Origin of the sequence: Pseudoneobacillus rhizosphaerae (assembly GCF_917563885.1) — a bacterium.
GTDB classification, from domain to species: Bacteria; Bacillota; Bacilli; order Bacillales; family Cytobacillaceae; genus Pseudoneobacillus; species Pseudoneobacillus rhizosphaerae.
Window position 1 is genome coordinate 1 of the sequence record NZ_CAKJTG010000018.1, and the last position, 14,415, is coordinate 14,415.

Here is a 14,415-nt window from a genome sequence, read left to right on the forward strand (position 1 = left end):
GGGTAAATAAGCGGAGGTTTTCCGGTTAAGTAAAGGAAAATGACCTATTTTGACGTTTTTTGAGTAAATAGTCGGAATCCTTCCGTCTATTTACGCTATTTTTAGGTCTATTTAATAATTAAGGGAAATTTCTCCGCTTATTGAGGGTTCGCTCTTTATTTAAATTTATCGATATCAAAGACACCAAAATAAATGAAAAAGGCGTGTCAAATCTGTTGTCAGATTGCACGCCTTTTTCATTGTCATTTACAGGATTTGCACCTCAAAACGGAACGGTTTAATATAATGGACGGTGCTCTTTTTTATAAAGGAATATTCCCATGCTTTTTAGCAGGTCTAGTTTCCTTTTTATTACGTAGCATTTCGAGTGCTTGAATGATTTTGATTCTAGTATCTCTTGGATCGATGACGTCATCGACCATTCCCCTGCTTGCTGCTACATAAGGATTAGCAAATTTCTCACGGTATTCTTCAATTTTCTGTTGTCGCACTGCTTCGGGGTTATCACTGTTCTCAATCTCACGAGCAAATATAATATTTGCTGCACCTTGTGGTCCCATTACAGCGATTTCCGCATTTGGCCATGCAAAGACAAGGTCTGCGCCAATAGATTTACTATTTAATGCTACATAAGCACCACCATAAGCTTTACGTAGTATCACTGTTAATTTTGGAACAGTTGCCTCTGAATAAGCATACAGGATTTTGGCTCCGTGACGTATGATTCCACCGTGTTCTTGCTTAACTCCAGGGAAAAAGCCAGTTACATCCTCGAACGTAATAATCGGGATATTGAAAGAGTCGCAGAAACGGATGAATCTTGATGCTTTATCAGAGGAATCAATATCCAGACCCCCAGCCATGAATCTTGGTTGATTACACACGAGTCCTACCGATTCACCTTTGATTCTAGCTAATCCTACTACGATGTTCTTTGCAAAATCTTTATGAACCTCCATGAAGGAATCGGTGTCAACTACCTGTTCAATCACTCTTTGCACATCATATGGACGCACAGAATCAAATGGGACAACATCTGTTAAATCAGGACGGTAATCATCTTCACCGTCAACTTCTAACCGAGGAGGCTTTTCCTCATTATTTTGTGGTAAATAGCTTAATAGATTCCGAACTTGCTTAAGAATGTCTTCTTCAGTTTGACTATGAAAGTGAACATTTCCACTAATTGAACTATGAACTAATGCTCCACCTAAATCTTCTGCTGAAATTTTTTCACCTGTTACCGTTTCAATAACCTTAGGACCAGTAATGAACATTTGACTAGTTTTTTCCACCATAAAAACGAAATCTGTTATTGCTGGAGAATATACAGCCCCTCCTGCACATGGTCCCATAATCACCGAAATTTGTGGAATTACCCCTGAATAAATCGCATTTCGATAAAAAATATGGCCATATCCATCTAAGGAAACGACACCCTCTTGAATTCTTGCGCCACCTGAATCATTAAGGCCAACAAATGGAGCCCCATTTTTCGCAGCGAGGTCCATAACATTGGCTATTTTCTTTGCGTGCATTTCTCCTAAAGCTCCACCAAAAACAGTGAAATCTTGTGAAAATAAATAAATCGGACGGCCATTCACTTTTCCGTAACCAGTAACAACACCATCACCAGGTGATTTTTGAGAATCTAAACCAAAATCCACACATCGGTGTTCTAGAAATGGATTCAATTCCACAAAGGAACCTTTATCAACTAATAACTCAATTCTTTCTCGAGCCGTCAGTTTCCCTTTCTCATGTTGCTTTTGGATACGCTCGTCCCCGCCACCCAATTCTATCTCACGTTTTCGATCATATAAGTCATTTATTTTTTCATAGATGTCAGTCATGTTTGTCCATTCCTTTCTTTTCACAGTATTCGAACAAAACTCCTCCAGTTGATTTAGGATGCATAAATGCCACCATTGCGCCACCTGCACCTGTTTTAGGAGTATCATTAATCATCCGAATACCTTTTTCTTTTATTTCATTAATTCGGTCCTGAATGGAATCAACCGCTAGAGCGAGGTGATGTATGCCTTCACCCCGTTTTTCTAGGAAATTTGCGATTGGACTTTCCTTTGTCAGAGGCTCTAGTAGCTCTATCTTTGACTCTCCAATTTTCAAAAAGGCAATTTTCACTTTTTCACTTTCCACCTCTTCGATCCCTAATAGAGTTAGATTTAAATTTTCCGTATAAAAGGGAAGCGCCTTCTCAATCGAATGAACCGCAATCCCAATATGGTCTATCTTTTTAACCAATAGTACCCTCTCCATTTTTGCATTTTTTACATTAATTCGACAATATATTATTCGACAAAAGTGTCATAAATCCTTCCTAATTTAAGTAGTTGTTGTAAAGAGCATTTCTATGTAAAATAGAAATAGAGATAAATTTGCTGTTGCTTAAAAGGAGGGCTCTCTTATGTCAAATAGAAAAGTGCAAAAGATAGTTGTTTACTCAATGCTGATTGCCATGCTTGCTTCTACCATTCTAATTGGAATTTCATCTTTTTTATAAATAATAGCAAAAGGGACTGCTCCACATAAATGGTGCAGTCCCTTTTTTAATTTAGTGCATGATGTTCTCTGGCAATTTCTTCAAAGCTTTTGTTCGACTTGACCACAACTATTTTTGTCCCTAATGGAATAAGGTCATACAAGGATTCAATCGCTTCATTTTGCAGGCGGATACAACCATTTGAAACATTCTTTCCAATCGATTCTGGCTGATTGGTTCCATGAAGTCCGTAAATCCTGCCATCGGTTTCCTCTGCATCAAATCCAATCCACCTAGTCCCCAGTGGATTTTCAGGTGAACCACCTGGAATATCTTTTTTTCGATAATATGGATTTGGAGCTTTAACCGTTATAGTAAAAATACCTTCTGGTGTAAGTTCCTCCGTTTTACCAGTTGCAACATTTACAACCGTTTGAATCCGATTCTCGTTTACAAATGCCATTTCATTCGTTGTTTTATTAACAATCACAAACGGGTCTCCTGGAAGCGGATTAGGACCTAATGGCCAGATGGGAGAAATAAAAAAGGTAAAGACTAAGGCTGAAAATGCTTTTAACATAACATCACCCTAAAATCATTTTCATTAGTTTGTCTCAATTTCCATTTTTTGATTCGTTTCTTTTTCCTTTTTCATCCCTTTAAAGGAGCTCTTGATAATTAAATATTGTTCAATCTCTTTAACAATTTGAAATAAAGCGGCTCGTATTTCAAATTCCTCACGTGTTTTAGGTAATGGCATCTCTTCAAATTCCACTCGTAAACCTCTTAATTTTTCTAAAAAAAATCGTGCGGTATTGCCTGGATGAATTCGTTCAGATAGTTCGTCAAAAAAATCAGCTGTCATGCGTCCTTGCTTTAAAGTTACAGGGATAGATGTAATCATTGGTAGAATACGTTCAATAATCTCTAATTGTTTTTCTCTCATTTTGAAATAATGGAAGTAGAGGTTTTCATTTCGTAATAGTAAATTATTTTCAACCTCTCGATAAGATATTAACTTGGCTTCCTCTAATAACTTAGCTGTTTCCGTTATTTCTTTTCCATCCCAATCACTATCCGCCGTTTTTAAATAATGGACCATTTCTTTAAAAATTATTCTTAAATTATCTTCGATTCCTTGTTGGTATTGCTCTAACTTTTTATCTACACTAGGCATGTATAAATTCATTAACAAAGCAATACCAACCCCTACAACAATGATTCCAAATTCTTGCAGTAACATTGCCCAAGTAATTTCTCCAGCAGAATAGATATGTAAAATTATGACCGTACTTGTGACAACACCATCCTTTAAATGAAGCATCACTAGTAAAGGGATAAAAAATAATAGCATTAGGCCAATAATAGTCGGATGGTATGTAATTCCTTCAAAAAAGAGATACGAAAATGGCATCGCTAATATACATGCCATAAATCGATCCCATGAGGTACGTACCGTTTTAAGCTTCGTAACTTTAATACATAAAATTGTTATTATCCCAGCAGATACATAATTCTCTAATCCAAGCTGATGCGCGATGATGATTGCCAATGTAGTGCCTAGCGCGGTTTTTAACGTTCGATAGCCGATTCGATATTTCATTCCACGCATCTCCTCAAAAATACATTTCTCCATTATATTATTCTCTTACATCATAACAAAAAAACCCTAGAGTGATGTCCAGGGTCATGTTCATTAAACTTCTTCGCAATATTGTTCAAAAGCATTTTGTAATTTTGTCACAACAGACATTGGGTCATGTCCTTCAATTTCATGTCTTTCAATCATAGTCACTAGCTTTCCATCTTTAAGAAGAGCAAAAGAAGGTGAGGATGGTGGATATCCAGTGAAAAAGCTTCGTGCTTTTTCTGTAGCTTCTTTATCTTGACCAGCAAACACCGTTACTATTTGTTCTGGGCGCTTATCATAATGAAGGGAATGAGCTGCCGCAGGTCTAGCAATTCCACCAGCACAACCACAAACAGAGTTCACCATCACTAGAATAGTGCCAGTCTTAGTTAAAACTTCTTCAACCTCTTCAGGTGTTTTTAATTCTTCATAACCAGCAGCTGTTATTTCTTGACGTGCTTGACGCACGACATCATTCATAAATAAATTAAAATCCATATTCATGTAAAAAACTCCTTTCTGTTACTAACATATACATCATACCAATTTACTAATAAAAATTTCAATGAAATTACCTACTCAACAATTAAAAGTGGATTCCAAGTAAAAAAATGGACATACATTTAAAACCTACTATCCTATAACGGGATAAGCTTAACTCTCATTAAATAATTCAAATACCGCTGCAGAAACTGATTTTTCTCCATCCATGACAGCTCTTTCAAGTCTAGGTAAAACAGATTTCACCTCTGACTGTTGAAAAAATCTATAATGTAGCTGATCACTAATCATTGAATAAAGCCATTTTTTATTTTGTATTTTTCTGCGTTCATTAAACATTCGAGAAGCTTTCGTATTCTTCTCAAATTCTAGTATCACATTCCATATTTCGGAAATCCCTTCAAGATACAGTGAAGAGCATGTATATGCCTTCGTTCTCCATCCACTTGTTGCTGGATGTAAGAAATGAAGTATTTGATTATATTCTTTTTTTGTTTTTAAAGCGAGCGGCTTATTGTCACCATCGGCCTTGTTGACAACAATAGCATCAACCAATTCCATGATTCCCTTTTTCATTCCTTGGAGCTCGTCACCTGCGCCGGTAAGAACCAAAAGTAAAAAGAAATCAACCATATCACGTATGATAGCTTCACTTTGGCCAACTCCGACCGTTTCTACTAAAATCACATCAAAGCCAGATGCTTCACATAGTAACATCGTTTCGCGTGTTTTACGATGTACACCACCGAGTTTTCCTTCAGAAGGGGAAGGTCTTATAAAGGCATTAGGATGTCGAGAAAGCTGCTCCATTCTAGTTTTATCACCTAAAATGCTGCCACCACTAATGCTTGAGCTAGGGTCTACCGCTAATACTGCAACCCTAAATCCCAAATTGCATAAATGCATGCCAAAAGCCTCAATAAACGTACTTTTCCCTGCACCAGGTACACCTGTGATCCCAATTCGTAGTGATTTACCACTTTTAGGAAGAACTTTTTGTAAAAGCTCCTGTGCAAGAGAAAAGTGTTGCTCCGCATTACTCTCGATTAGAGTAATAGCTCGAGCAAGGCTACTTCTGTCTCTCTGCACTATCCCATTATATAAATCAGGTATAGAGAATGCCGCGCCACCTCGTTTTTGAAAACGACTTTTCCCACTAATATGTTCACTCATTTATAGTGACACTTCCTCATACCCTAATTGTTGATAAATGGCACGAATTACTTTCTGAGCGGCCACAGGAATAACGGTCCCTGGACCAAAAATGGCAGCTGCTCCATTTTCGTATAGGAATTGATAATCTTGAAATGGAATAACTCCACCTGCAACGACTAAAATATCTTCTCTACCTAACTTCTTTAGCTCTTCCATTAGCTGAGGGAGTAATGTTCGATGGCCAGCTGCAAGTGAGCTCATCCCAACGACATGAACATCATTTTCAACTGCTTGACGAGCAGTCTCCTCAGGTGTTTGGAATAACGGTCCGATATCGACGTCAAAGCCTAAATCGGCGAAAGCCGTTGAAATCACCTTCGCTCCACGATCATGACCGTCCTGACCCATTTTGGCGATTAAGATTCTTGGTCTTCTTCCCTCATTCTCCAAAAATTCCTCCGTCATATCCTTAACAGCTTTAATTTCTTCATCATTGGAGAAGGCACTACTATACACACCGCTTATTGAACGAATGATAGCCTTATGTCTACCTGCTACCTTTTCAATCGCATCGGATATTTCACCTAATGTGGCTCTCACGCGAGCTGCTTGAACAGAAAGGTCTAACAAATTTCCTTCGCCAGTCTGTGCTGCTTCAGTCAAGGCTGCTAAAGCTTCACTAACTTGTTTTTCATCACGGGAATCCTTTAGCTTTTTTAATTTTTCAAGCTGCATCGTACGAACAGCGGTGTTATCAATATTTAATATCTCAAGCTGCTCTTCTTCTTCTAGTCGATGACGGTTAACCCCAATAATTACTTCCTTACCGGAATCAATTTGCGCTTGTCTTCTAGCAGCTGCTTCTTCAATTCGCATTTTGGGAAGGCCAGTTTCAATCGCTTTTGCCATTCCACCTAAGTTCTCGATTTCCTCAATATGCTCCCAAGCACGGTCAATCAACTGCTTTGTCAAGGCTTCTACATAATAAGAGCCACCCCAAGGATCGATTACATTGGTAATTCCTGTTTCTTCCTGTAAAAACAATTGGGTATTACGAGCTATTCTAGCTGAGAAATCCGTTGGCAAAGCAATCGCCTCATCCAGTGCGTTTGTATGCAGTGATTGCGTATGCCCCATTGCCGCCGCGTGTGCTTCTATTAAAGTTCGTATGACATTATTATATGGATCCTGTTCGGTTAAGCTCCATCCTGATGTTTGCGAATGCGTTCTTAACGCAAGTGACTTAGGATTTTGAGGATTAAAGGTTTCTATCATTTTCGCCCAAATAAACCGTGCAGCACGCATTTTTGCAACTTCCATAAAATAGTTCATGCCAATCGCCCAGAAAAATGACAATCTCGGAGCGAAGGAATCAATATCAATTCCAGCTTTTAGTCCCGTTCTGACATATTCTAGCCCATCCGCTAAGGTATAAGCGAGCTCAATATCTGCTGGTGCCCCCGCTTCTTGCATATGATAACCGGAGATACTAATACTATTAAACTTCGGCATATTTTTGGCTGTATATTCAAAAATATCAGCAATGATTTTCATCGACATTTCAGGTGGATAGATATAGGTATTACGCACCATGTATTCTTTTAAAATATCATTTTGAATCGTACCAGATAATTTCTCCTTACTTACACCTTGTTCTTCGGCTGTCACGATAAAAAATGCTAGAATCGGAAGGACTGCCCCATTCATCGTCATCGAAACAGACATTTGGTCCAATGGGATACCATCAAATAAAATCTTCATATCCTCGATGGAATCAATAGCCACACCGGCTTTTCCCACATCCCCTACCACCCGTGGATGGTCGGAGTCATAACCACGATGTGTTGCTAAGTCAAACGCAACGGATAACCCTTTCTGTCCCATCGCTAGATTCCGACGATAAAATGCGTTACTTTCTTCAGCAGTTGAGAATCCCGCATATTGTCTAACGGTCCAAGGTCGGTTTACATACATAGTTGGATAAGGACCACGTGTGAAGGGAGCAATCCCTGGCCTTCCACCCAATTGCTCACAATCCTTTAAATCTTCCTCTGTATAGAGTGATTTCAATTTGATTTGCTCGTTTGTCTCAAACAACAGGTTATCTATCTCTTGATTTAGTTCCGCTTCGGCTTTTTTCTTCCAATCCTCTTGAGAGAATTTAGAGGGTTGATTAAGATTTATTTTTCGAAAATCTGGTTTATTATTCACGGTGTTCCACCCCCTTTAATTTCATCTATAATGGAAGAATTAATTGCATAACAGTTTGTTTTCAAATGGACAAAATCACGGATACCGGCTTCAAGCCATTGGACTTGCGTTTCTTTTTCAGGTAAACCAGCAAGATAGAAATGAACTTTTGGAAGTTCTTTCTTTAGCTGTTTAAGTAATTCTAAACCAAAATTATTGTAATTTTCGTTAGAGCTACATAGAACGTAGTGCTTTAGATTAGATTCAACTATAAAGGCATGTGCATCTAATAAAGCTTTTAGACCCTGACTTTTAACTCCTAATAAACCACCTGCTGAAAGAAAACCAATCATGAAATCCGCACGAGCTTTATATTCTTTTAACTCCCCTAAACATACTAAACCTACTTGATTGTTATCTAATTGACGGGCAGATTGTCTTAAGTTTTCGAATGGCTCTGACAATCTTTGCATAACAATCGGTTGAATTGAGTGAAATGATTGTTGCTCTTCACCGTAAAGGAATTTATCTTCATTTTTAAAAAGGCTTTGAAGTGACTCATTCAGGTTAGCATATACATTTGTCCCAACAATACTTTGTTTACGCGTAAAGGTGTCCTGGTGACGCTTATTAAGTAAAGTAGCAATCTCGGATTGTAGCCAGTTTGCCTCTAGGACTTGCATAAGTCCACCTTTTTCATCTATAGTCAAGAAATACTCCCAAGAATTATTGACTAACTCATTGGTTAAGGATTCGATATACCACGAACCACCTGCTGGGTCAACAATATCTTGTAAAAATGTTTCTTGTTTTAAAATAAGCTGTGTATTACGAGCTAGACGTTCAGCTAAAGGAGTAATACCCTCTAATTCATTAAAAGCATGTACCTGTAAATACTGTACTCCCCCAAGAATAGCAGCAAATGCCTCGTTACCAGAACGCAGTATGTTTACATGCGGATCAGTCAAGGTTTTAGTAAAGTTAGAGGTTTCAGCAATTATTTCCATTCCTCTTTTTTCAGCAGGAACGCCATATGCTTCACCGATTTTATCCCAAAGAACTCTAGCCGCTCTTAGTTTAGCTAACTCCATAAAGAAATTAGATCCAATTTGAAATTTAAAAATTATTTTCTTAAATAATTCTTCTGGAGCAAGGCCACGAACCTTTAATTCTTCTAAATAGAAGACACCAGTCGCCAAAGCAACTGCAAGCTCTTGGACTGCATTCGCACCACCGTTATGGTAAGGTGTAGTATCTATTAGGACTGTTTTCAAATTGGGAAGAAATTGATGGGAATCCTTAATTGTCTTTACCCATGAATTAAAATAGTTATCAATGGCAAAGGGCAGTGTTCCACTTTTCACTAAGGCAGCCATTGGATCCTCTGCTACATAACCTGTTACGACACTGCTTTCATTTCCATTTTGGAGTAGAGACAAAAATGACTTTTGTAAACCATCTGCTTCAATTGCAAATGATGCTTTCCCCATAATTTCAAACAACAATTTCTCAAACTGATCAGCTTCCTCGAAAAGCTCTTTTTTTAATTTAAAGGAAAGGGCTGTTTGACCTCTTTTTAAAGCATTTAATAAATTTCCTTTTAAGTCTCCCATTGTTTGATAAGAAACTTTTTGAGCTACTTTCCAAGGATTTGAATGATAACCAAGTGAATGAATTCCTCTCCGGTAATCTGCAACTCCTGGATACCCGATTTCAGCAGTTATATCAGTCTCAGAATAAAGCGGTTTCAAAACAATATTTTCATATGTATTTTTCATTAATGTTTCAAACTTTTTACCCTTTAAGGAATCTTCCACTTTCTCTATCCAGTTTTGATTAGTTGATAGTGGAAAACTAGCATTCTTCATAGTTTCTATTGACATAATGTGCTGTGATAAACAGCTTCCCCCCTAACATCAGAAATTATAATAAAATTCTAAATTATCTTTAATACTATTTTAGTATAAACAGGTTAAGAAGGAAATAAAGAAACATAATTAATACCTTTTGTGTTCCTATATGAAAGGCTGCCACAATGGCTATTAATAGACAATTTTTTTGAGCAGCCTCTTTATGATTTACAGATATATTTAATTTAGCGGGCTTGGTTAATTAAATTTCCTTGCAATTTTGTCATAGGTGACATCAATTTTTCCAGGCAGAACAAATAAATACTCGATTAAGTTTTCTAGTAAGTCCATTAATAACGAGGTTGTTTCGTAATCCATTTCCATATCTAATTCAAGCATTCTGGATAAGGGACTTTCTGGCCCTAATAAATGGCTAAGGGATTGAATCGGCTTTGCTAAATCGAGATGATTTGGGAGAACTTCAAGCTGCTTTGATAAAGGTTGACCTTTACTTTTTTCTCCTAGAAAATGTTTTAGGATGCTTTCGATCACTCGTTTTGACATGACGGCAGTAGCTGAATTTTCTCTAGACTGATGTACATTAATCGCCGATCTATAGGCTCTGATGAGATCTTTAGGTATATTAGGTAAATTCTCTATTTGATTTATAGGATGCTTTGAAGCCTGAAGGTCATAAATATAGGTATCAGCATGCTCATCTTGATCTTCAGCAATATCTTTAGTCATAATAATAAAAACTGCAGAATTTTTACATGTAGGACAGCTACACTCCGTTACTAAGTTATTTTTACGGTTTTGATAATTTGCATTAAGTAAAAATTCATTTAGTTTTCTACATCCTGGGCACTCACATTGAATACTCTTTGGTATTTTTATGTTTCCATATCTAATATAAGAAATGACGGAGCCTGGATTTATCCTTCTCATTCTAAAGCCTCCCGATTATTCCTTGGTGTATTATTATCCAGTGGTTCTTTGGAAAAGTTTTTTAAGAAATTTTATTAGCAATTTATATACCAAGTTATTATATCCAATTTAATAATAAATAAATATTTCCTGTTATAGTGTTAAGGAAATGGTAACTATTAGAGGCTATTCAATCAATTACCGTTTTCGGTCAAAAATAAAAAGAGCAACCACCATATAAGTGGTCACTCCCTTTAATTAATAAATCGATGTTGTATCTTTGGAAGTATTCTCCAAAATCTCTTTCACACGTTGTAAGAAACGACCACATACTAAACCATCTAAAACACGATGATCAAGTGACATACACAGGTTAACAATATCACGAACTGCAATCATTCCATTGTTCATGACAACAGGTCGCTTAACAATGGATTCTACCTGTAAAATAGCAGCTTGAGGGTAGTTAATGATACCCATAGACTGTACAGAACCAAATGAGCCAGTGTTGTTAACAGTGAACGTTCCACCTTGCATCTCATCTGACTTTAATTGTCCATTACGGACCTTCCCAGCTAATTCTGTAATTTCACGTGCAATTCCTTTAATTGTTTTTTCGTCAGCATGTTTAATAACTGGTACAAACAAAGCATCATCTGTTGCTACAGCAATGTTAATATTAATGTCTTTCTTCTGGATGATTTTGTCGCCAGCCCACATAGAATTGATTTGTGGATACTCTTTTAATGCTTGAGCAACTGCTTTAACGAAGAAAGCGAAGAATGTTAAATTGTATCCTTCTGTTTTCTTGAAATGATCCTTGATGGAATTACGGTATTCAACAAGATTCGTAACGTCTACTTCCATCATCGTCCAAGCATGTGGCGCTTCGTGCTTACTGCGTAGCATATTGGTTGCAATCGCTTTACGCACTCCTGTTACCGGAATTTCGATATCTCCAGGTAAAGTAGGAATGTTTGGAGCCGTTGCAGCCGTTTTTTGTGTAGGTGGTGTAACAGGAGCAATGGCTTCCTGTCTTGCTACAGGGGCTTCCACAACAGGTTGCGTAGTAGGAGTAACAGCTCCTGCCTTTGGTATATTGCCAGATTCAATAATGCTTAATAAATCTTTACGAGTAATACGTCCACCAGCACCTGAACCTTTTACTTGAGATAAATCGATCCCATGCTCTTGAGATAGTTTAAGAACTGCTGGAGAGTATCTAGCCTTATTCGGTGCATCTTCTTCAACTACTTGTGCACTTGACGTTACAGGAGCATTGTTAACGACGCCAGAAGATGCTGCAGGTGTTTCGTCTGCCCCACCTTCAACCTCAATCGTACAGATGATTTCTCCAACCGCTAACGTATCACCATCGTTCGCGACTAGTTCCTTAATAACTCCAGAAAAGGAAGAGGGGATTTCTGCATTTACTTTATCTGTCATGACCTCTGCAAGAGGGTCGTATTTATTTACTTTATCACCGACGGCAACGAGCCATTTGCTAATTGTTCCTTCGGTAACACTCTCCCCTAATTGGGGCATCTTGATTTGTTCAACAGCCAAAGGGTAAACCTCCATTCTTAAGACAAATTAGAATTCTGCTAATTCACGCATCGCTTTTTCAACTTTATCCGGATTAATCATAAAGTATTTTTCCATAGTTGGAGCATATGGCATCGCAGGAACATCAGGACCAGCAAGACGTTTAATTGGTGCATCTAACTCAAATAAGCAATTTTCAGCAATGATGGCTGAAACCTCACTCATGATGCTTCCTTCTTTATTGTCCTCTGTTACTAATAGGACTTTACCAGTTTTTGATGCTGCCTCAATAATGGCTTCTTTATCTAACGGATACACGGTACGTAAATCAAGAATATGAACAGAAATACCGTCTTTAGCAAGTCTTTCAGCTGCCTGTAAAGCAAAATGAACACATAAACCGTATGTAATAACCGTGATGTCTTCACCTTCACGTTTTACGTCTGCTTTACCAATTGGTAATACATAATCTGTTTCAGGAACTTCACCTTTTATTAAGCGATAAGCTCTTTTATGTTCGAAAAATAATACAGGGTCTTCATCACGAATGGCCGCTTTTAATAAACCTTTTACGTCATAAGGAGTTGAAGGCATTACTATTTTTAGTCCTGGTGTACTCGCAAACATAGATTCAACAGATTGAGAGTGGTAAAGGGCACCATGCACTCCTCCGCCATAAGGAGCACGGATAACCATTGGACAGCTCCAATCATTATTGGAACGATAGCGAATTTTCGCTGCTTCTGACACAATTTGATTGACAGCTGGCATAATGAAGTCAGCAAATTGCATTTCTGCAATTGGACGCATTCCGTACATTGCCGCACCAATTCCAACACCAGCAATAGCTGACTCTGCTAATGGAGTATCTAAAACACGATATTCTCCGAATTGATCATATAAACCATTGGTAGCTTTGAAAACGCCACCTTTTCTACCAACATCTTCCCCGAGAACAAATACTCTCGGATCTCTTTCCATTTCTTCGCGAATTGCCATAGTTACCGCATCGATATATGAAATTACCGCCATCTTCTTTGTTCCCCCCTACTATTCCGCATACACATATTTCATGGCATGTTCTGGAGCTGCATATGCTGCATTTTCAGCGTAATCTGTTGCCTCATTAACCAATTTCATGATACGATCATTCATTTCTTTTTCAAGCTCTTCAGAAAGAACTCCAACACCCTTTAGATAGGCTGCAAAAGTAATAATCGGATCCTTAGCTTTAGCTTCTGCCACTTCTCCCTGTTCACGATATGCTCTGTCATCGTCGTCAGAGGAATGTGGTGTTAATCGGTATGAGATGGTTTCAACAAGAGTTGGCCCTTCGCCACGACGTCCACGTTCCGCTGCATCTTTTACTACCTTATACACTTCTAGCGGATCGTTTCCATCTACTGTAAATCCAGGCATACCATAACCAATTGCACGATCAGAAACATTTTCACAACCAAGTTGTTTTTCAATTGGAACAGAAATAGCATATTTATTGTTCTCACACATGAAAATAACTGGAAGTTTATGGACACCTGCAAAGTTTGCCCCTTCATGGAAATCTCCTTGGTTAGAAGATCCCTCACCAAACGTTACAAATGTAACTAGATCCTTTTCTTCCAATTTCCCAGCAAGTGCAATTCCAACTGCATGTGGAACTTGAGTTGTTACAGGAGATGAGCCCGTAACAATACGGTTTTTCTTTTGACCAAAGTGACCTGGCATTTGACGTCCACCAGAGTTTGGATCTTCAGCTTTCGCAAAGCCGGAAAGCATTATATCTCTTGCAGTCATTCCAAATGTCAAAACTACTCCCATATCACGATAGTATGGAAGGACATAGTCCTTTTCACGATCAAGAGCAAAAGCTGCTCCAACTTGTGCAGCCTCTTGCCCTTGACATGAAATTACAAAAGGAATTTTTCCTGCTCGGTTTAATAACCACATACGCTCGTCAATACGACGTGCTAATAGCATTGTTTCAAACATTTCTAATACTTTTTCATCAGATAAGCCTAATGCTTGATGACGATTTTCCGTCATTTTCTCTACCTCCTATGTTTAACTTGATAGCAAAACTATTTCTCCATATCCCCATATGGTTATTTAAGTTT

Annotated in this window: 13 protein-coding genes; 1 reads left to right on the top strand and 12 read right to left on the bottom strand. The window is 38.0% G+C overall.

The genetic code is table 11. The features are described 5' to 3' along the window. Window positions 1–302 precede the first annotated feature (302 nt). Both LRP83_RS15085 and mce read right to left on the bottom strand, forming a co-directional pair. Window positions 303–1,853 carry an acyl-CoA carboxylase subunit beta gene (locus tag LRP83_RS15085; protein WP_230497516.1) on the bottom strand — a complete coding sequence of 517 codons (1,551 nt, stop codon included), beginning with the start codon at window positions 1,851–1,853 and terminating at the stop codon, window positions 303–305. Further along, a complete protein-coding gene (gene mce, locus LRP83_RS15090; RefSeq protein ID WP_230497517.1) occupies window positions 1,846–2,265 on the bottom strand; it encodes a methylmalonyl-CoA epimerase in 420 nt (139 codons plus the stop codon). The genes LRP83_RS15085 and mce overlap by 8 nt, the downstream gene beginning before the upstream one ends. A gap of 163 nt (window positions 2,266–2,428) precedes the next feature. On the opposite strand from mce, the gene prli42 reads away from it, so the two are divergent. Next, window positions 2,429–2,524 carry a stressosome-associated protein Prli42 gene (gene prli42 / locus LRP83_RS15095; protein WP_230497518.1) on the top strand — a complete coding sequence of 32 codons (96 nt, stop codon included), beginning with the start codon at window positions 2,429–2,431 and terminating at the stop codon, window positions 2,522–2,524. A gap of 46 nt (window positions 2,525–2,570) precedes the next feature. Here the strand turns inward: prli42 and LRP83_RS15100 are convergent, their stop codons facing one another. The 10 genes from LRP83_RS15100 to LRP83_RS15145 all read right to left on the bottom strand — a co-directional run bounded on the left by LRP83_RS15100 (window position 2,571) and on the right by LRP83_RS15145 (window position 14,344). Then, complete coding sequence (locus LRP83_RS15100) at window positions 2,571–3,083, bottom strand: L,D-transpeptidase (RefSeq protein ID WP_230497519.1); 513 nt, start codon at window positions 3,081–3,083, stop codon at window positions 2,571–2,573. 24 nt (window positions 3,084–3,107) lie between these two features. Next, window positions 3,108–4,106, bottom strand: a complete 999-nt coding sequence (locus LRP83_RS15105; protein WP_230497520.1) for an aromatic acid exporter family protein — start codon at window positions 4,104–4,106, stop codon at window positions 3,108–3,110. 93 nt (window positions 4,107–4,199) lie between these two features. Next, on the bottom strand, window positions 4,200–4,637 hold the full coding sequence (locus LRP83_RS15110; protein WP_230497521.1) for a BrxA/BrxB family bacilliredoxin: 438 nt from the start codon (window positions 4,635–4,637) through the stop codon (window positions 4,200–4,202). A 150-nt stretch (window positions 4,638–4,787) separates the two neighbouring features. Then, complete coding sequence (gene meaB, locus LRP83_RS15115) at window positions 4,788–5,807, bottom strand: methylmalonyl Co-A mutase-associated GTPase MeaB (RefSeq protein WP_230497522.1); 1,020 nt, start codon at window positions 5,805–5,807, stop codon at window positions 4,788–4,790. Further along, the gene (scpA, locus tag LRP83_RS15120; protein WP_230497523.1) at window positions 5,808–8,000 is read right to left on the bottom strand and encodes a methylmalonyl-CoA mutase; all 2,193 of its coding nucleotides are present in this window, start codon (window positions 7,998–8,000) and stop codon (window positions 5,808–5,810) included. Beyond that, a complete protein-coding gene (locus LRP83_RS15125; protein WP_230497524.1) occupies window positions 7,997–9,862 on the bottom strand; it encodes a methylmalonyl-CoA mutase family protein in 1,866 nt (621 codons plus the stop codon). The genes scpA and LRP83_RS15125 overlap by 4 nt, the downstream gene beginning before the upstream one ends. Window positions 9,863–10,087: 225 nt before the next feature. Further along, entirely contained in the window at window positions 10,088–10,777 is a 690-nt protein-coding gene (locus LRP83_RS15130; protein ID WP_230497525.1) for a hypothetical protein, read from the bottom strand. 237 nt (window positions 10,778–11,014) lie between these two features. Further along, window positions 11,015–12,322 (bottom strand): dihydrolipoamide acetyltransferase family protein, encoded by a 1,308-nt coding sequence (locus LRP83_RS15135; RefSeq protein WP_230497526.1) that lies wholly within the window; start codon window positions 12,320–12,322, stop codon window positions 11,015–11,017. Between the two features lie 27 nt (window positions 12,323–12,349). Then, entirely contained in the window at window positions 12,350–13,333 is a 984-nt protein-coding gene (locus LRP83_RS15140) for an alpha-ketoacid dehydrogenase subunit beta (RefSeq protein ID WP_230497527.1), read from the bottom strand. Between the two features lie 18 nt (window positions 13,334–13,351). Further along, window positions 13,352–14,344: a thiamine pyrophosphate-dependent dehydrogenase E1 component subunit alpha gene (locus LRP83_RS15145; RefSeq protein WP_230497528.1), complete on the bottom strand. Its 993-nt coding sequence runs from the start codon at window positions 14,342–14,344 to the stop codon at window positions 13,352–13,354. Between the last annotated feature and the right edge of the window lie 71 nt (window positions 14,345–14,415).